14 protein-coding genes are annotated in these 17624 nt (G+C 61.2%); 1 reads left to right on the forward strand and 13 read right to left on the reverse strand.

Features of this window, described 5'->3' with window-relative positions; all coding sequences use genetic code 11:
- The 13 genes from dut to NMB41_RS05600 all read right to left on the reverse strand — a co-directional run bounded on the left by dut (nt 1) and on the right by NMB41_RS05600 (nt 15955).
- The gene (gene dut / locus NMB41_RS05540) at nt 1-450 is read right to left on the reverse strand and encodes a dUTP diphosphatase (RefSeq protein ID WP_494381475.1); all 450 of its coding nucleotides are present in this window, start codon (nt 448-450) and stop codon (nt 1-3) included.
- Between the two features lie 29 nt (nt 451-479).
- The gene (gene coaBC / locus NMB41_RS05545; RefSeq protein WP_494381476.1) at nt 480-1700 is read right to left on the reverse strand and encodes a bifunctional phosphopantothenoylcysteine decarboxylase/phosphopantothenate--cysteine ligase CoaBC; all 1221 of its coding nucleotides are present in this window, start codon (nt 1698-1700) and stop codon (nt 480-482) included.
- Nucleotides 1701-1723: 23 nt separating this feature from the next.
- Nucleotides 1724-2248: a signal peptidase II gene (gene lspA, locus NMB41_RS05550; protein WP_494381477.1), complete on the reverse strand. Its 525-nt coding sequence runs from the start codon at nt 2246-2248 to the stop codon at nt 1724-1726.
- 69 nt (nt 2249-2317) lie between these two features.
- Nucleotides 2318-5215, reverse strand: coding sequence for an isoleucine--tRNA ligase (ileS, locus tag NMB41_RS05555; protein WP_494381478.1), 2898 nt, complete (start codon nt 5213-5215; stop codon nt 2318-2320).
- Nucleotides 5216-5292: 77 nt separating this feature from the next.
- Nucleotides 5293-6297, reverse strand: coding sequence for a bifunctional riboflavin kinase/FAD synthetase (locus NMB41_RS05560; RefSeq protein ID WP_494381479.1), 1005 nt, complete (start codon nt 6295-6297; stop codon nt 5293-5295).
- 235 nt (nt 6298-6532) lie between these two features.
- On the reverse strand, nt 6533-7759 hold the full coding sequence (locus tag NMB41_RS05565; protein ID WP_494381480.1) for a tetratricopeptide repeat protein: 1227 nt from the start codon (nt 7757-7759) through the stop codon (nt 6533-6535).
- Nucleotides 7760-7830: 71 nt separating this feature from the next.
- Nucleotides 7831-8262: an ExbD/TolR family protein gene (locus NMB41_RS05570; protein ID WP_494381481.1), complete on the reverse strand. Its 432-nt coding sequence runs from the start codon at nt 8260-8262 to the stop codon at nt 7831-7833.
- 68 nt (nt 8263-8330) lie between these two features.
- Complete coding sequence (locus NMB41_RS05575; protein ID WP_494381482.1) at nt 8331-8759, reverse strand: ExbD/TolR family protein; 429 nt, start codon at nt 8757-8759, stop codon at nt 8331-8333.
- A 3-nt stretch (nt 8760-8762) separates the two neighbouring features.
- A complete protein-coding gene (locus NMB41_RS05580; RefSeq protein WP_494381483.1) occupies nt 8763-9692 on the reverse strand; it encodes a MotA/TolQ/ExbB proton channel family protein in 930 nt (309 codons plus the stop codon).
- An 84-nt stretch (nt 9693-9776) separates the two neighbouring features.
- A complete protein-coding gene (locus NMB41_RS05585; protein WP_494381484.1) occupies nt 9777-10442 on the reverse strand; it encodes an energy transducer TonB in 666 nt (221 codons plus the stop codon).
- Nucleotides 10443-11006: 564 nt separating this feature from the next.
- On the reverse strand, nt 11007-12533 hold the full coding sequence (locus NMB41_RS05590) for a SpoVR family protein (RefSeq protein ID WP_494381485.1): 1527 nt from the start codon (nt 12531-12533) through the stop codon (nt 11007-11009).
- Nucleotides 12534-12546: 13 nt separating this feature from the next.
- Complete coding sequence (locus tag NMB41_RS05595; protein WP_494381486.1) at nt 12547-13818, reverse strand: YeaH/YhbH family protein; 1272 nt, start codon at nt 13816-13818, stop codon at nt 12547-12549.
- 214 nt (nt 13819-14032) lie between these two features.
- Nucleotides 14033-15955, reverse strand: a complete 1923-nt coding sequence (locus NMB41_RS05600) for a PrkA family serine protein kinase (protein WP_494381487.1) — start codon at nt 15953-15955, stop codon at nt 14033-14035.
- Nucleotides 15956-16606: 651 nt separating this feature from the next.
- Here NMB41_RS05600 and NMB41_RS05605 point away from each other — a divergent pair.
- Nucleotides 16607-17614, forward strand: a complete 1008-nt coding sequence (locus NMB41_RS05605) for an adenosine deaminase (protein WP_494381488.1) — start codon at nt 16607-16609, stop codon at nt 17612-17614.
- Nucleotides 17615-17624: the final 10 nt, after the last annotated feature.

Consider the following 17624-nt stretch of genomic DNA (forward strand, 5'->3'; position numbering starts at 1 on the left):
TTATTGTTTTCCGGTGCTGCCGAACCCTCCAGCGCCCCGTTCGCTCGATGCAAACTCTTCAACGACATTGAAGCCCACCTGCAGGACGGGCACGATCACCAGCTGCGCCAGGCGGTCCAGCGGCTGCAGGGTAAACGCGGCGTGGCCGCGGTTCCAGGTCGAGACCATCAGCTGGCCCTGGTAATCGGAGTCGATCAAGCCTACCAGATTGCCGAGGACGATGCCGTTCTTATGGCCGAGTCCACTGCGCGGCAGGATCATCGCCGCATAGCCCGGATCGGCCACGTGGATGGCCAGGCCCGTCGGCACCAGCACCGTCTGGCCAGGCTCGAGGGTGAGCGGCGCGTCGATGCAGGCGCGCAGGTCGAGCCCGGCGCTGCCTTGTGTTGCATAGGCCGGCAGCAGTTCCTTCATGCGCGGATCCAGAATCTTGATATCGATAGTTTTCATGCGTGATGCGTATTAAGTGAATGGGTGAGTCAGTCGAGCAGGGAGCGCTGCTCGAGCCGCTTGCCGATTTCGGAGACCAGCTGGCGCGCGAGGGTCAGCTTGTCGGCGCGCGGCAGGACGGTGTGGCCGTGTTCGTCGAACAGCACGATCGCATTGTCATCCTGCCCGAAGGTGTGGTGGCCGATGTTGCCGACCAGCAGAGGAATGCCCTTGCGTTCGCGCTTGGCAGCGCCGTATTCGACCAGGTTTTCCGACTCCGCCGCAAAGCCGACGCAATAGGGCCAGCCCGACAGCGAGGTGGTCGCCGCGACTGAAGCCAGGATGTCGGCGTTCTGCACGAATTCGAGCTGGGGCGGGGCGCCGCCTTCCTGCTTTTTCAGTTTCTGGCCGCTGGCATTCGCAACGCGCCAGTCGGCTACCGCCGCGACGGCGACGAACACGTGCTGGCCTTCCACGCCCGCCATCACGGCCTCATGCATCTGCTGGGCCGAAAGCACGTCGATGCGGCGCACGCCATAGGGCGTGGCCAGGGCCGTCGGGCCCGATATAAGCGTCACTTCGGCGCCGGCTTCGCGCGCCGCGCGGGCGATGGCATAGCCCATCTTGCCGGACGAGAGATTCGTGATGCCGCGCACCGGATCGATGGCCTCGAAGGTGGGACCGGCCGTGATCAGGACGCGCTTGCCGGCCAGGATCTTGTGCTGAAAGGAGGCGATCAGTTCGTCGAGGATCTGCTCGGCCTCGAGCATGCGTCCCAGGCCGGTCTCGCCGCAGGCCTGCTCGCCTGCGGCCGGCCCGAAGATGCCGACGCCATCGGCGCGCAAGGTGGCGACGTTGCGCTGGGTCGCCGGGTTCTGCCACATCTCAACATTCATTGCCGGCGCGACCAGCAGCGGTACGCCGTGCGGGCGCGCCAGGCACAGCGTCGACAGCAAATCGTCGCAGGCGCCATGGGCGAGTTTACGGATGAAGTCGGCCGAACAGGGCGCGACGATCACCGCGTGGGCGCCGCGCGTCAGGTCGATGTGCGCCATGTTGTTGGGCATGCGCGCATCCCACTGGTCCAGCCAGACCGGGTTGCCCGACAGCGCCTGCATGGTGACCGCGCCGATGAAATGGGTGGCCGCCTCGGTCATGACGACGTGGACCTGCGCGCCTTCCTTGATCAGCGCGCGGCACAGTTCCGCCGCCTTGTAGCAGGCGACGCCCCCGGACAGGCCGAGGACGATTTTTTTACCTTGCAGGTTCATGCCGCGCTCCTTGTCTTGCGTGCTTAGTTCTTGTTCACGCGCCGCAGCTCATCGAGGATGAACAGGCCGGCGCCGATCGAGATGCCGATGTCGGCCACGTTAAAGGCCGGGAAATGCCCCCAGCCGCGCCAGTAGAAATCGAGGAAGTCGATCACGTGGCCGTAGGCGATGCGGTCGATCACGTTGCCCACGGCGCCGCCCAGGATCAGGGCCAGGGCCCAGCAGAACATGCGCTGGCCGGGATGGCGCTTGAGCAGGTAGAGGATGAAGCCGATGGCGCCGATCGCGATCGCGGTGAAGAACCAGCGCTGCCAGCCGCCCTGGTTGCCGAGGAAGGAAAAGGCCGCGCCCGGGTTATACACCAGCACCAGGTTGAAGAAGCTGGTGACCGGCAGCGTTTCGCCATAAGTGAACAGTTTCGAGACGGTGATCTTGGTCAGCTGGTCGATCAGGACGATGATGAATGCTATCCCCAGCCATGGCGTCATGCTGGCGCCGCCGGTTTTCTTATGGATGGTCGTGATGCTCGGTTTTTTCTTGGTTGCCATGGGATTCAGGGTCGGATGGTAAAACCGCCATGCCGCTAGAGGGCGGCATGGCGGTCGTTGTGGTCCTGCTTACGCGAAGCGGCGTGCTTCGCCGGCGCCGAACAGGTTGCTCACGCAACGGCCGCACAGGCCGCTGTGCTCGTGGTTGTGGCCGACGTCGCGGCGGTAGTGCCAGCAGCGCTCGCACTTCGGCGCTTCCGACGGCGTGACCTGCACCGCTTCCTCCGCTTCGTTAGCGGCCTGCTCGACGCTGGCCTGCGAGGTGATGAAGACGAATTTCAAGTCGTCGTCCAGGCTCGCCAGCAGTTCGTGCTTGGCGCCTGCCGCCTTGATGGTCAGCTCTGCCTGCAGCGAGGAGCCGATCGCACCGGAGGCGCGCAGTTCTTCCAGCTGCTTCGTTACATCGGCGCGCACTTCGCGCAAGGCCGCGTACTTGGCCAGCAGTTGCTCCGCATCGGGCAGCTCCGGGAAGGTCCACATGGTCTGCGTGAAGATGGTCTCGTCACTATCCGCATAGGCTTGCTGGCCCGCGAACACGGCCCAGGCTTCCTCGGCGGTGAACGAGAGCACCGGCGCCATCACGCGCAGCAGGGCATTGGCGATCTGCCACAGCGCGGTCTGGGCCGAGCGGCGTGCCGGCGACTCCACGCCGCTGGTGTACAGGCGGTCTTTCAGGATGTCGAGGTAGAAGCCGCCCAGGTCTTCCGAGCAGTAGTTCAGCAGGCGCGAGACGACCGGGTGGAATTCGTAGCGCTCGAAATGCGCCGCCACGTCCTTCTGCAGCGCAGCCATCGACGCGATCGCATAGCGGTCGATCTCGAACAGCTGCTCGACCGGGACTGCATGCTTGGCCGGATCGAAGTCCGAGGTGTTCGCCAGCAGGAAGCGCAGCGTGTTGCGGATGCGGCGGTAGGACTCGGTCACGCGTTTCAGGATTTCTTCGCTGATCGACAGCTCGCCCGTGTAGTCGGTCGAGGCCACCCACAGGCGCAGGATGTCGGCGCCCAGCGTGTCCGAGATCTTCTGCGGCGCCATCGTGTTACCGAGGGACTTCGACATCTTCTTGCCGTGCTCGTCGACCGTGAAGCCATGGGTCAGCAGCGCTTTGTACGGCGGCGTCCCGTTGAGCATCGACGAAGTCAGGAGCGACGAGTGGAACCAGCCGCGGTGCTGGTCCGAGCCTTCCAGGTAGAGGTCGGCCGGGAAGGTCGACTGCTGTGCGTGCGAGCCGCGCAGCACGGTCTGGTGCGTGGCGCCCGAATCGAACCAGACGTCGAGCGTGTCCTTGTTCTTCTCGTAGGTGTCGGCGTCGGCGCCGAGCAGCTCGCGCGGGTCGAGCGCCTGCCAGGCGTCGATGCCGTTCGCTTCGATCAGCTTCGCAACCTGTTCCAGCAGCTCCGGCGTGCGCGGATGCAGTTCGCCGGTTTCCTTGTGGATGAAGAAGGCCATCGGGACGCCCCACTGGCGCTGGCGCGACAGGGTCCAGTCCGGACGGTTCTCGATCATGCCGTGCAGGCGCGCCTGGCCCCAGTCCGGGAAGAACTGGGTCTTGGCGATGCCGGCCAGCGCAGTCTCGCGCAGGGTAGCGCCGCCATCCTTCGGCGTCAGGTCCATGCCGGCGAACCACTGGCTCGTCGCGCGATACACGATCGGCGTCTTGTGGCGCCAGCAGTGCATGTAGCTGTGGTCGAACATCTTGAGTTCGAACAGGGCGCCGGCGGCGGTCAGCGCCGCGCAGATCGGCTTACTGGCTTCCCAGATCGTCAGCCCGCCGAACAGCGGCAGGGTGGACGCGAAACGGCCGTCGCCCATCACGGGTTTCAGGATCTCGTCGTCTTTCATGCCGTGCGCTTTGCACGAGATGAAGTCTTCCAGGCCGTAGGCAGGCGCCGAGTGGACCACGCCGGTGCCGCTTTCGGTGGTGACGTAGTCGGCCAGGTACATCGGCGACAGGCGGTCGTAGAACGGGTCGGCGGCGTGCATTGGGTGCTTGAAGCGCATGCCCTCGAGCTTGGCGCCGAGGGTGGTCGCGATGACCGTGCCCTCGAGCTTGTAGCGCGCCAGGCAGGATTCGACCAGGTCCTGCGCCAGGATCAGGAGCAGCGGCTGGCCATCGCGCTCGGTTTGCACCAGCGCGTAGGTCACTTCAGGATTGACGTTCAGCGCCTGGTTCGACGGGATGGTCCACGGGGTCGTGGTCCAGATCACGATGAAGCCGTTCATGGTCGGCAGCGACGGCAAACCGAAGGCACTCGCCAGCTTTTCTTCTTCCGCGAACGGGAAGCCGACATCGATCGCCGGATCGCGCTTGTCCTGGTATTCGACTTCCGCTTCCGCCAGGGCCGAACCGCAATCGAAGCACCAGTTGACCGGCTTCAGGCCGCGGTAGACATAGCCCTTGTCCAGCAATTTGCCCAGGGCGCGCAGCTCGTCGGCCTCGTTACCGTAGGCCATCGTCGTGTAAGGGTTTTCCCATTCGCCGAGCACGCCCAGGCGGATGAAGCCGGCGCGCTGGCGGTCGATCTGTTCGAGCGCATAGGCACGCGCCTTTTGCAGGACTTCGGCGGTCGGCAGGTTCTTGCCGTAGAGTTTTTCGATCTGGATTTCGATCGGCATGCCGTGGCAGTCCCAGCCCGGCACATAGGGCGCGTCGAAACCGGCCATGGTGCGCGATTTCACGACCATGTCCTTCAAGATCTTGTTCACGGCATGGCCAAGGTGGATGTCGCCGTTCGCGTACGGCGGACCGTCGTGCAGCACGAAGGTCGGGCGGCCTTTGGACGCCTTGCGGATGCGGTGATAGATCTGCTTGTCCTGCCATTGCTTGACCCAGCCCGGCTCGCGCTTGGCGAGGTCACCGCGCATCGGGAAGGGGGTATCGGTCATGTTGACCGGGTATTTGCTCTCAGGCTTCTTGCCAGCCTTCTGGGCGGGCGCATTCTGGACGGGTTTGCTGTTTTCGGACATAAATTTCTTCGGTAAGGGAATGAGGTGTTGGCTGCGCAGTCATCAGCGTGCAGCCGCGCGCGACGTGGCGTCGCGCGTCAAATTCGGTCGGTGGCGGTCAGGGCGCCGGCGCGCGCGATGCTGCGCGGATCGTGGCGCAGGGTGTGGCCGGCAAACCAGGCGCGCGCCTGCTCGGCGTCGCGGTGGATGGCGGCGGTGAGCGTGTCGAGGTCGACATACTTTTCTTCGTCACGCAGTTTCTCCAGGAACTCGACGCGCACCAGCTTGCCGTAGCAAGACCGTTCGTAGTCGAAGATATGGACTTCGAGCAGCATGCGCCCTGCGTCCTCGACGGTCGGACGCACGCCGAGGCTGGCGACCGCCGGCAGCGGCTGGTCGGCCAGGCCGTGCACCTGCACCACGAAGATGCCTTGCAGGGCAGGGCGGTGCGTGACGCGCAGGTTCAGCGTCGGGAAACCGAGGGTGCGGCCCAGCTTGGCGCCATGGATCACGTGGCCGGACATGGCGTACGGATGGCCGAGCAGGGCGCCGGTCGCCTCCAGGTCGCCCGCCGCCAGCGCGGCGCGTACCAGCGAGGAGGAAATGCGCTGGTCGCCTTCGCGTACCGTCGGCAGGGTCTCGACCTGGAAGCCATGGCGGCGCCCGGCCTCCTTGAGCATCGCGACATTGCCGGCGCGTTTGGCGCCGTAGCAGAAGTCGTCGCCCACCATCAGCCATTTGACGTGCAGGCCGTCGACCAGCACGCGCTGGGTAAAGTCTTCCGGCGAGATCGCGGCGAATTGTTCGTTGAAGTGTTCGACGATAACGCGGTCGATGCCCGCGTTGGCCAGGTCGCCGAGCTTGTCGCGCAGGTTGGCGATGCGCGCCGGGGCACGGCTGAGGTCGCCGCTACGGCGGGCAAAATACTCGCGCGGGTGCGGCTCGAAGGTCATGACGGCCGCTTCCAGTCCCAGCGCATCGGCGGCGCTGCGCACGCGCGCCAGCAAGGCCTGGTGGCCGCGATGGACACCATCGAAATTGCCGATGGTGAGGGCGCACGGTGCGCGCGCCGCGTCGTTGGGAAGTCCGCGAAATACCTTCATTGGTGGTTCCAGAATGCCCGGCAAGCCTGCCACGCATGTCGTGGTCAACCATGCCGCGGGGCGAAAACCCTGATTATACGGTATAGCCTTGTTGCCATGGCCCCAACCACCCCCTGCGCCCACGCGTGGCGGGCGGGCGCGTCGTCGAGGCGAAAAAAAACGCCGCCTGCGAACAGGCGGCGTTTCATGTAGCGTGCCGCGCGGCCGAAACCGCGTGGCGAACACGCCCTGCCGATCAGGCCAGTGGCTTGTTGATCGCCATGATCCAGTAGCGGGCCAGCTCGGCGGTGCCTTCCTTGCCGGCGACGCCGCGCAGGGTGGTGATCGCCTGCTGCTTCTTGCCGGCTGCGGCATAGGCTTCGCCCAGGCGCAGCTTGGCTTCGTCCGCATAGCGCAGGCCGCCTGCCTTGATCGCCGATTCCATCAGCTTCAGGCCCTTGTCGGTCTGGCCAGACTGCACCATGCTGTAGCCGAGAGCGACCAGGCCATCGTTGTCCTTGGCAGCCGTGTACTCGGCTTCCAGTGCGGCGATGCCCTTGTTCTGCTCGGCCAGGTTCTTCTCCGCCAGCGCTTTCAGGCGGGCATGACGTTCGGCGTCGGGACCCACGCCCAGGGCGCCGGCCTTGTAGCCCTTGTCGATGATCTTCAGTGCTTCCGAAGGCGCTTTCGCCTGCATCACCAGCTGCGCCATCTCCATGTATTCGCTTGGCTTTTTCAGCAGGCCATTGGCCAGCTTCAGGCGGTAGATGTCGACCGACAGGCGGCCCGAGAAGCCAGGTTTGCTCTGCACGCGGTTCAGCAGGTCGTTCCAGTACTGGGCTTTCGGATAGTTCGCCGCCAGCTTTTCGATGGTGTTGACGTAGCCGGCCTTGTCGTTTTTCTTGAGCTGGATGTTGGCCAGCATGCCGAGCATGTCTTCGCTCATGCGGCCCGATTTCTCGGCGTTGCGCAGCTCGGTTTCCAAGGCAGCGATGTTGCCCTGTTTGTAATAGTTTTGCAGCAGATAGGCGCGCAGTTTCGGATCGTCGCCGTTCTTGAGCTGGCGCTGGATGGCTTCGTTCGCCTTGTTCAGATCACCGCCGCGCATGTAGATGCCGATCAGGCCTTCCGAGAACTGGCTGCGTTCTGAAGCCGACAGCTTGCCCGATGCGATCAGGGTTTCGAATGCCTTGGCTGCAGTGGCGTAGTCGCCCGCGGACGATGCTGCCGCAGCGCGCACGCGCTCGATCAGGTAGCTTTCGTGTGCGCTCTTGCCAGCGACATTGTCCGCTTCGCGCAATTTTGCCAGGGCTTCCTTGTGCTTACCCTGTTTCATCAATGCCTGGGCTGCCTGCAGGGGCTTGCCGACCTGGGCGCTCACGGTCTGCGCATGGGCAGGGGCCAGGCCAACGATCGGAGCGGCAGCGGTAAAGCCGAGGGCGGCCAGTGCGAGGCCGAGGTGTGCGAGACGGAATTTGCTCATCGTGGAAAATCCTCTTTGAAAATGGACACGGCAGGGAATCCCTGCCGTGTTATTAGTCAAGCGTGATGCGATTACTGGAACTGCTCGTTACCAACCATGCCGATCTTCGTGACGCCGAGACGTTGGGCCGTTGCCATGACGCCGGCAACAACCTTGTACTCGACCAGCTTGTTCGGACGCAGGTGCACTTCCGGCTGGTTTGGCTGGGCAGCGACTTCATTCATCTTCGCTTCCAGCGTCGCGCGATCAGGGATAGCCATACCATCCCAGAGGATAGTACCGTCGAAGTCGACGTCGACCGTATGAACACGCGGCTCTTCAGTCTTCGGCGGTGGCGTACCCACCGGCATGTTCAGATTGACCGAGTGGTTTTGCTTCGGAATCGTGATAATCAACATGATGATCAAGACCAACAGAACGTCGATCAAGGGTGTCATGTTCATTTCCATCATCGGTTCCGGATCGGCATTCTTCGCGGCGCCTGAACCTACGTTCATACCCATAATGTTTCCTTTTTTAATGACTAGGTGCAAGGTGCGGCGCCGAAGGTCTTCCGGCACCGCAACTGACATTACATCTTGTCAGGTGGTTCGATCACGAAACCGACCTTTTGCACACCAGCACGTTGTGCCGTGTAGATCACCCGACCGATTGATTCGTAGCGGGTAGCTTGGTCGCCACGAACTTTCACTGCCGGTTGCGGCACTTTCACCGACTGCTCCGCGAAGAACTTGAACAATTCGTCCGTGTTCGAGATGCGGCGCTGGTTCCAGAACATTTCGCCGTCTTTATTGACGGTGATGTTGATGTCTTCCGGCGCGGTCTTGGTGACCTCGTTCGTTTCAGCCGGCAGAGCAACCTTTTGCAGTTGCAGAACCACCGGGCTGGTGATCAGGAAGATGATCAGAAGAACCAACATGATGTCGACAAGCGGCGTCGTGTTGATCTCTGACATCACGGCATCTTCATCTCCGCTATCGGAGCCGACACTCATTGACATGATTTATCCAATCTTTTTGGCCGACGTAGCGGCACGTGCAGCTTCCGACGTGTTCATCGCGCCCGACACCAGGACCGAGTGAACGTCGGCGCTGAACGAACGGACATCTTCCATGGCCGACTTGTTACGACGCACCAGCCAGTTGTAACCCAGGACGGCAGGAACGGCGACGAACAGGCCGAAGGCGGTCATGATCAGTGCTTCACCGACTGGACCTGCAACCTTGTCGATCGATGCGTTACCCGACATGCCGATGGCGGTCAGTGCGTTGTAGATGCCCCAGACGGTACCGAACAGACCGATGAACGGCGAGGTCGAACCAACGGTTGCCAGGAACGACAGGCCGTCTTGCAGACGCGACTGAACACGGTCAACAGCGCGCTGGACTTGCATCGTGACCCAGGTCGACAGGTCGATCTGCTCGAGCAGGGCGCCGTCGTGGTGCTGGGTAGCCTTGGTGCCGGTTTCAGCGATGAAGCGGAATGGCGAGCCTTCTTTCAGGGCTGCCGAACCAGCGGCGATCGAATTGGCTTTCCAGAATTTCTGGGAAACTTCCTTCGACTGGCGCATGATCTTCGACTGGTCGATCAGCTTGGTGATGATGATGTACCACGAGCCCATCGACATCAGCGACAGGATGATGATGGTGCCCTTGTTGACGAAGTCGCCTTCGTGCCACATGGCTTCGAAGCCGTATGGGTTCGGGACTTCTTCTTTTTCGCCAGCGGCGGCTGCAGGAGCGGCTGCGCCTTCAGCGGCAGGAGCGGCTGCGTCAACTGCTGGTGCTGCAGCTGCGTCTGCTGGTGCAGCTGCGGCCGGAGCGGTTGCTGCCGGTGCGTCAGCGAAGGCTGGTGCCGAGACCAGGGCCGATGCCGCCGTAATCGAGAGCAGGACTGCCGCCAGTACAGCGGACAAACGGGTATTCTTAAACATGCTTCCTCCAGAAATATAAAAATAGACTGTTCGCTGATCTAAAGACAACGAAAATCAGAGTTGTGAGACGTTGTTCTGTCTCGGTTATTGTTCCAGCGACCAGACGTACTGTACTGGGACCCATGCCTGTTCAGGCTGGCCATTGACCATTGCCGGTTTAAAGCGGCACTTGCCGATAGCAGACTGGGCTGCACGGTCAAGATCACGCGAACCACTCGACTTCTGGATCTTGGAGTCGACCATCCGACCATCGACGCCGATCAGGAACGAGATCGTCGTCGTGCCTTCTTCTTCGTTACGAGCCGAGGCCTTCGGGTATTCCGGTTTTGCGCAGGTGCTGAAATCAGCCACTGCAGCGGTACGGCTAGGACCAGCAGGCGCTGCAGGAGCAGCAGCTGGCGGCGCCGGCGGTGCCGGAGGAGCCAGGCTGGTCGTCGGCGGCGGCGTGCTCGTTGCTGCCTGGATCACGTTCTGCGGCGGAGGAGGCTGCTGCACCTGCACCTCGACCGGTGGAATGAATGGCGGCGGTGGCGCTTTCATTTCCGGCGGCGGCGGCGGCGGCGGGGTCTCCGGTGGAGGAGGTGGTTTCACCTCTTCAATCAACTTCGTTTCCACTGCTTCCTGCACCTTCGTGATGACCTTTGTTCCGAGACCATTGATGATCCCCCAGCCGACCAGGACGTGCAACAGGACCACAATGGTGATACCAGTGAGATTTTTCCCCGGTTCCTTCTCGTGTGTAAAATTCATGCCTGCTTTCTCCAATACCAACTCTTTTTGTTGCTACTAAACCCACAGAACACGACGAAATGACAAGGCCGCATTCGGGACATCGGCGAATTATACCTACGAATTCTTTTTTGCACAGGTATTTTTGAGGCCTCAAAAGGGGCGTAAATGCCTGTAAAAACAGGCGATCCTGCTCATCCGGATGCATCCTTACTGTGCAAAAACTCGCAGGGCTTACGTATATAAAATTACAACATTGCTGATGAATACTTACGCACTGTAGAAGACGTCAGAAAAACTGGCGTTTCACCAAATATTGCACGTAGATTTTGCCATCTGGCAAATAACATATAGTGTAATGCTGAGCTTTGCGCAAACTATAGCCAGTTTTAAGAAAGCTGAGCGTTCGCCAGCTAACGCAAGGAGGAGATGTGCGGGGCGTGGCGCATGAGGGGAGGTGATGGCTGGATGTCAGGTCGCTATAACTTGACCTGCATCAGTGCAGAGCTTGCCTCCGGGTAGCATCAAGATGGTGCAGACGCTAGCGGAGGCAAAAGTGTGTAGTTTGACTACCAAAAAAGATAATTAACGGTGATGGCGCTTCTCGCGGCGGCAGTCGAGGAAGCTGACGACGTGGCCGCTTGCATCGACCGTTTCCAGGCGCACATCGAAGCCCCACAGGCGGGCGACGTGCTTGAGCACTTCCTGGGCCTGGGCGTTGAGCGGCCGGCGCTGGAACTGGGTATGGCGCAGGGTCAGGGCCCGGTCGTCGCGGGTGTTGACCTGCCAGACCTGGATGTTCGGCTCGCGGTTGCCGATGTTGTATTGCTCGGCCAACTGCTGGCGCACGTAGCGGTAGCCGGCTTCGTCGTGGATGGCCGAGATGGTGAGCTTGTCGCTGCGGTCGTCGTCGAGCACGGCGAAGAAGTGGAAATCGCGGATCAGCTTGGGCGACAGGTATTGGGCGATGAAGCTTTCATCCTTGAAGTTGCGCATCGCGAAATCGAGCGTCTTGACCCAGTCGCTGCCGGCCATGTCCGGGAACCAGGCGCGGTCTTCAGTGGTCGGGTTTTCGCAGATGCGCCGGATGTCGCTCATCATCGCAAACCCCAGTGCGTAGGGATTGATGCCACTGTAGTAGGGGCTGGTCGCCGCGGGCTGGTAGACGACGTTCGTATGGCTTTGCAGGAACTCGAGCATGAAGCCGTCGCCGACGATGCCCTCTTTATATAGTTCCTGCAAAATCGTGTAGTGCCAGAAGGTGGCCCAGCCCTCGTTCATCACCTGGGTCTGGCGCTGCGGGTAGAAGTATTGCGAGATCTTGCGCGTGATGCGCACCAGTTCGCGCTGCCAGGGTTCGAGCAGCGGCGCGTATTTCTCTATAAAGTACAGGAGGTTTTCCTCGGGCTCGATGGGGAAGCGCGGCGGCGGGGCGTCGCGCTCTTCTTCCTCGCGCCGCGGCACCGTGCGCCACAGGGCATTGACCTGGGACTGCGCATATTCTTCGCGCTCCTTCTGGCGCGCTGCTTCCTGGGCTACCGACAGCTTGGCCGGGCGCTTGTAGCGGTCGACCCCATAGTTCTGGATCGCATGGCAGGAGTCGAGCAGGTCTTCGACGGCGTCGATGCCGTAGCGCTGCTCGCATTCGGCGATGTAATTCTTGGCAAACACCATATAGTCGACGATGGCCTCGGCGTCGGTCCAGGTGCGGAACAGGTAATTACCCTTGAAGAAAGAATTGTGGCCATAGGCGGCGTGCGCGATCACCAGCGCCTGCATCGTCAGGCTGTTTTCTTCCATTAGATAGGCGATGCAGGGATCGGAGTTGATGACGATCTCGTAGGCCAGGCCCATCTGGCCGCGCTTGTAGCTCTTTTCGGTCGAAAGGAAATGCTTGCCGAAGGACCAGTGGTTGTAGGAGACCGGCATGCCGACCGAGGTGTAGGCATCCATCATCTGCTCGGCGGTGATGATTTCGAGCTGGTTCGGGTAGGTGTCGAGACCAAACTTCTTGGCCACGCGGCGGATTTCCTCGTGGGCCTGCTCGATCAGGTCGAAAGTCCATTCCGACTGTTCAGGCAGCGCCCGGGGATTGGTGCGATCGTCTGGCATAGGAGCCTCTGCTTTACTTGGGCTGCTTCTTGAACAGCTCGCGGAAGACCGGGTAGATGTCGGCCGGCGTCACGATCTTTTGCATCGCGAAGTTGGTATGGTGCGCGGCGACCTCGGTGTACTGCTCCCACAGGTTCTGCGGCGGCCCGTCGGTGATTTCGACATAGGTGTAGTACTGCACCTTCGGCATGATGCCGTGGTCCAGCAACTGCTTGCACAGCACCGAATCGTTGTCCCAGTTGTCGCCGTCCGAGGCCTGGGCGACATAGGCGTTCCAGTCGGAGCTCGAATAGCGCTCGCCGATCACCTTCTGCAGCAGGTGCAGGGCGGAGGAGACGACGGTGCCGCCCGACTCGCGCGAGTGGAAGAATTCGTCCTCGTCGACTTCGGCCGCGGCCGTGTGGTGGCGGATGAAGACGACGTCGATGCGTTCGTAGACGCGCTTGAGGAAGAGGTAGAGCAGGATGAAGAAGCGTTTCGCCGTGTCCTTGCGGGTTTCGTCCATCGAGCCGGAAACGTCCATGATGCAGAACATCACGGCCTGGGTACTCGGTTTCGGGACCTTGATGCGATTGCTGTAGCGCAGGTCGAAGGGGTCGATGAAGGGAATGGCGTTGATGCGGGTGTGCAGGTGGTGGATTTTCTTCTTGAGTTCGATGACGCGCGGGTCGTCTTCGGGCACCTCGGCATCGAACAGGGCTTCGAGCTCCTGCTGGCATTCGCTGGCCGCACGCCGGCTCGGGCCCCCGACGGCGATACGCCGTCCGAGCGCGCCGCGCAGCGAGCGCAACACGTGGATGTTCGAGGGCGTGCCCGAGACGTTGTAGCCGGCGCGCTGGGTCTTGAAATCGATGGTCTGCGTGAGCTGGGTCTTGATCATGTTCGGCAGCTCGAGGTCTTCGAAGAAGTAATTCATGAATTCTTCGCGCGAAAGCTCGAAGATGAAATCGTCTTCGACGGTCTGCTCGCTGTTGCCGGCGCGGCCACGGCCGGAACCGCCGCCGCCGCTGCGCGGGCGGTTGAACTGGTCGCCTTTCTGGTATTCGGTATTGCCAGGGTTGATGGTTTCCCAGACGCCGCCGTGGGCGTGGCCGAAATGCGGCTCGTTGACGTCCTTGACGGGGATCGAGACTTTCTCGCCGTTTTCGATATCGGTGATCGAACGGCCCTTGATCGCGCGGCCGACCGCGTCCTTGATTTGCGCCTTGTAACGGCGCAGGAAGCGTTCGCGGTTCACCGCGGACTTGTTCTTGCCCTGCAAGCGTCGGTCGATGAGGTAAGTCAAAACATGCCTCCTGTTAAAACCGCTGCGGACCGCCAGCCGCGCGGTCCCCCTATCTTAATACGCAGCGTGCATAAGCGGGTGGCGCACGGCTGGCAGGGTGGTCAAAAACGCGCGAAACGACGGCTGGCGTGCTGCGTGGTGACGCTTTCGATGCAAGCAAGCATCGTGGTCGACATCGGACAGGCAGCGCGTGCGCTGCCGTGCCCGTTTCCCGTTACGACGACTTGCGCACGCGCAGATACCATTCGCACAGCAGCCGTACCTGCTTGGCCGTATAGCCTTTCTCGACCATGCGGTTGACGAAGTCGGCGTGCTTGGTCGCATCCTCGGCGCTGGCCTTGGCATTGAACGAAATCACCGGCAGAAGTTCCTCGGTATTCGAGAACATTTTCTTCTCGATCACGGTGCGGAACTTCTCGTAGCTGGTCCAGGCCGGGTTCTTGCCGCCGTTGGTCGCCCGGGCCCGCAGGCCGAAGTTGACGATCTCGTTGCGGAAGTCTTTCGGGTTCGAAATCCCGGCCGGCTTCTCGATTTTTTCCAGCTCGGCATTGAGCGACTCGCGGTCGAAACTCTCGCCGGTATCGGGATCGCGGAATTCCTGGTCCTGGATCCAGAAGTCGGCGAAGGTGACGTAACGGTCGAAGATGTTCTGGCCGTATTCCGAATAGCTCTCCAGATAAGCGGTCTGGATTTCCTTGCCGATGAAATCGACATAGCGCTGCGCCAGGTGCTCCTTGATATAGGAGTGATAGCGCTGCTCGAGTTCGGGCGGGAACTGCTCGCGCTCGATCTGCTGCTCGAGTACATACAGCAGGTGGACCGGGTTGGCGGCCACTTCGGTATTGTCGAAGTTGAAGACTTTCGACAGGATCTTGAAGGCAAAGCGCGTCGACAAGCCGTTCATGCCTTCGTCGACGCCGGCGTAGTCGACGTATTCGTGCAGCGACTTGGCCTTCGGATCGGTGTCCTTCAGGTTCTCGCCATCGTAGACCAGCATCTTCGAGTACACGCTCGAGTTTTCCGGATCCTTCAGGCGCGACAGGATGGCGAACTGCGCCATCATGCGCAGCGTGCCCGGGGCGCAAGGCGCCTTCTCGAGCGAGGAGTTGCGCACCAGCTTATCGTAGATCTTGATCTCGTCGGAAATGCGCAGGCAATACGGCACCTTCACGATATAGATCCGGTCCAGGAAGGCCTCGTTATTGCGGTTGTTGCGGAAGGTTTTCCATTCCGACTCGTTCGAGTGCGCCAGGATGATGCCCTCGAAGGGAATCGCGCCGAAGCCTTCGGTGCCCTTGTAATTGCCTTCCTGGGTGGCCGTCAGCAAGGGGTGCAGCACCTTGATCGGCGCCTTGAACATCTCGACGAATTCCATCAGGCCCTGGTTGGCCAGGCACAGGCCGCCCGAATAGCTGTAGGCGTCCGGATCGTCCTGCGAATAATCCTCGAGCTTGCGGATATCGACTTTACCGACCAGCGAGGAAATGTCCTGGTTGTTTTCGTCGCCCGGCTCGGTCTTCGAAATCGCGATCTGCTTGAGGATCGACGGGTAGCGCTTGACGACGCGGAACTTGTTGATGTCGCCGCCGAACTCGTGCAGGCGCTTGACCGCCCACGGGCTCGGGATCGAGCGCAGGTAGCGGCGCGGGATGCCGTAGTCTTCTTCGAGGATGACGCCGTCTTCGTCTTCGTTGAACAGGCCGAGCGGCGACTCGTTCACGGGCGAACCCTTGATGGCGTAGAAGGGCACCTGTTCCATCAGGTGCTTGAGCTTTTCGGCGATCGACGACTTGCCGCCGCCGACCGGTCCCAGCAGATACAGGATCTGCTTGCGCTCTTCGAGGCCCTGGGCTGCGTGGCGGAAGTAAGAGACGACCTGCTCGATCACTTCCTCCATGCCGTAGAACTCGCGGAAGGCGGGATAGACCTTGATGACCTTGTTGGCAAAGATGCGCGACAGGCGCGGATCGAGCCGGGTATCGACGAGTTGCGGCTCGCCGATGGCAGCGAGCATGCGCTCCGGCGCACTGACATAGGTCAGCGGGTCCTTCTTGCACAGGGCAAGATACTCGGACAGGGAATATTCTTCTTCACGGGTGCGCTCGTAACGGGCTGCGTAGTTGTCAAAAATGGTCATGTGCATGTCCTTTAGTTTGCAAACAACGATCACTGTCACGACAGACGATAGATATCGACTGCCCAAGGCCCATTTTTCTTTGACGTTTTTACGGATACCTCGTTAGACCTGCTGCGCGACGGATTGGTCGGCCAATGTGTTGGACCGTGAATCCGCTCGCGATGGCGTCGCGAAGTTCCACCCGTTAGGCGGGTCGTCCTGGTAGCGCCGCGACGTGCGCGGCGACTCAGGCGGATTGTTCTTTTGAGCCGGCTTGTGGCCGGTTGTCCCGTGGATGAAAGGGTCTTTTTATGTTTCTGAAATTTATTATGTGCCTATTAGTTCCCGAAGTCAAAGCAGTATCGTTCTCGGGTCTGTAAAACCTGTAAGTGTTTGATTATTAACCAAAAACAATGTATTCAGTACTCTTTTTATAAGCAATAAAGAAGCTGGCCAGCAGAAATCTTCTATGCGTGCTGTATGGATATTTCCACACATTTTTACTGCTGAGGTGACAAAAGTACTGGATCGATAGTGCACGATCTGGCAGGCAGGCGGCGCACGCGAAACCGGAGGTTTTTGGTGCTCCCGCGCTATGAAAACTGAGCCGTAGCGGCATGCGGTACACTTGTCGGCCTTGCCCTGAAAAACCGCCTTTGACGGAGAACATCCATGCTGAACGAGCAGCTGCGCCAGACCATTGAACAGATGCCGAAGGCCGAATTACACATCCATATCGAGGGCTCGCTGGAGCCGGAGCTGATCTTTGCGCTCGCGCAAAGGAATGGCGTCTCGCTACCTTATCCATCGGTCGAAGCGTTGCGCCAGGCCTACGCTTTCTCCGATTTGCAGTCTTTTCTGGACATCTATTACGCCGGCGCGAGCGTCCTCCTGACCGAGCAGGATTTCTATGACATGACGGCCGCCTACCTGGCGCGCGCAGCAAGCGACAACGTGCGCCATGCCGAGATCTTCTTCGATCCGCAGACGCATACCGCGCGCGGCGTCCCGTTCGAAACGGCCATCAACGGCATCTGGCGCGCCTGCCAGGAGGGGCCGATCAGCGCCTCGCTGATCATGTGCTTCCTGCGCCACCTGTCCGAAGAAGAAGCCCTGGCCACGCTCGACGAATCGCTGCCGCACCGCGACAAGTTCATCGGCGTCGGCCTCGATTCCTCCGAAGTCGGCCACCCGCCTGAAAAATTCGCGCGCGTCTTCGAGCGCGCACGCCAGCTCGGCCTGCGCCTGGTCGCGCACGCCGGCGAGGAGGGACCGCCCGCCTATATCGAAAGCGCCCTCGACGTGCTGCAGGTGGAGCGCATCGACCACGGCGTGCGCTGCCTGGAAAGTCCGGAGCTGGTCGAGCGCCTGGTGCGCGAACAGATGGCGCTGACGGTCTGCCCGCTGTCGAACATCAAGCTGCGCGTGTTCGATGTCATGGGAAGCCACAACCTGCGCACCTTGCTGGACAAAGGGCTGGTGGCGACCGTGAACTCGGACGACCCGGCCTATTTCGGCGGCTACATGAACGACAATTTCGTGGCCGCATTCGAGGCGCTGCCGCTCGACGCCTCGCACGCGCGCCAGCTCGCCCGCAACAGCTTCAGCGCCGCCTTCCTGGGCCCCGAGCAAAAGCGCGATTTCCTGGCGGAAGTCGACGCCTTCTTCGCCACCCATTAAGAAAGTCCTC

The organism is Massilia sp. FBCC-B171 (assembly GCF_059134155.1).

What these genes read in the sequence shown, in the direction of transcription:
- ileS (WP_494381478.1), bottom strand. Translation starts at nt 5,215, where the DNA reads ATGTCCGAAAACAGCAAACCCGTCCAGAATGCGCCCGCCCAGAAGGCT.
- lspA (WP_494381477.1), bottom strand. Translation starts at nt 2,248, where the DNA reads ATGGCAACCAAGAAAAAACCGAGCATCACGACCATCCATAAGAAAACC.
- NMB41_RS05590 (WP_494381485.1), bottom strand. Translation starts at nt 12,533, where the DNA reads ATGCCAGACGATCGCACCAATCCCCGGGCGCTGCCTGAACAGTCGGAA.
- NMB41_RS05580 (WP_494381483.1), bottom strand. Translation starts at nt 9,692, where the DNA reads ATGTTTAAGAATACCCGTTTGTCCGCTGTACTGGCGGCAGTCCTGCTC.
- NMB41_RS05575 (WP_494381482.1), bottom strand. Translation starts at nt 8,759, where the DNA reads ATGTCAATGAGTGTCGGCTCCGATAGCGGAGATGAAGATGCCGTGATG.
- NMB41_RS05570 (WP_494381481.1), bottom strand. Translation starts at nt 8,262, where the DNA reads ATGGGTATGAACGTAGGTTCAGGCGCCGCGAAGAATGCCGATCCGGAA.
- NMB41_RS05565 (WP_494381480.1), bottom strand. Translation starts at nt 7,759, where the DNA reads ATGAGCAAATTCCGTCTCGCACACCTCGGCCTCGCACTGGCCGCCCTC.
- NMB41_RS05600 (WP_494381487.1), bottom strand. Translation starts at nt 15,955, where the DNA reads ATGACCATTTTTGACAACTACGCAGCCCGTTACGAGCGCACCCGTGAA.
- NMB41_RS05605 (WP_494381488.1), top strand. Translation starts at nt 16,607, where the DNA reads ATGCTGAACGAGCAGCTGCGCCAGACCATTGAACAGATGCCGAAGGCC.
- NMB41_RS05560 (WP_494381479.1), bottom strand. Translation starts at nt 6,297, where the DNA reads ATGAAGGTATTTCGCGGACTTCCCAACGACGCGGCGCGCGCACCGTGC.
- dut (WP_494381475.1), bottom strand. Translation starts at nt 450, where the DNA reads ATGAAAACTATCGATATCAAGATTCTGGATCCGCGCATGAAGGAACTG.
- NMB41_RS05585 (WP_494381484.1), bottom strand. Translation starts at nt 10,442, where the DNA reads ATGAATTTTACACACGAGAAGGAACCGGGGAAAAATCTCACTGGTATC.
- coaBC (WP_494381476.1), bottom strand. Translation starts at nt 1,700, where the DNA reads ATGAACCTGCAAGGTAAAAAAATCGTCCTCGGCCTGTCCGGGGGCGTC.